Origin of the sequence: Shewanella electrica, assembly GCF_022321485.1 — a bacterium.
Taxonomy (GTDB): domain Bacteria; phylum Pseudomonadota; class Gammaproteobacteria; order Enterobacterales; family Shewanellaceae; genus Shewanella; species Shewanella electrica.
This window is the reverse complement of record NZ_JAKOGG010000053.1, coordinates 1-579: the sequence shown is the minus strand read 5'-3', so window position 1 is coordinate 579 and position 579 is coordinate 1. Positions and strand designations below refer to the sequence as shown.

Below are 579 nucleotides of genomic sequence, written 5' to 3'. Positions count from 1 at the left end.
TGGTGGAGCTAGACGGGATCGAACCGTCGACCTCTTGCATGCCATGCAAGCGCTCTCCCAGCTGAGCTATAGCCCCGAAATTCTGTTTACAACAAAACTTCAGTAATTTTTGGCATCCCCTAGGGGATTCTAACAACTGTTACCGCCGACTCTTGATTAACAGAAAGTGGGCGGTGTCCTAGGCCTCTAGACTAAGGTGACCCATGGACTTAAGCATTTATACTCAGCTTAATAAGAGTTGGCATCCCCTAGGGGATTCGAACCCCTGTTACCGCCGTGAAAGGGCGGTGTCCTAGGCCTCTAGACGAAGGGGACCCATGGACTTAAGCATTTATACTCAGCTTAATAAGAGTTGGCATCCCCTAGGGGATTCGAACAACTGTTACCGCCGACTCTTTATTAACAGAAAGTGGGCGGTGTCCTAGGACTCTAAACGAAGGTAACCCATGGACCGTGTTTAACTTCGCTGCCGAAGAACTCAACTTTATACTCTGTTCAGTTAAAGAGTTGGCATCCCCTAGGGGATTCGAACAACTGTTACCGCCGACTCTTTATTAACAGAAAGTGGGCGGTGTCCTA

2 tRNA genes are annotated in these 579 nt (G+C 48.7%); both read right to left on the bottom strand.

The features are described from left to right. A tRNA-Ala gene (locus tag L9G74_RS19910) sits at nucleotides 1–76 on the bottom strand. A gap of 163 nt (nucleotides 77–239) precedes the next feature. Continuing rightward, a tRNA-Glu gene (locus L9G74_RS19905) sits at nucleotides 240–315 on the bottom strand. Nucleotides 316–579: the final 264 nt, after the last annotated feature.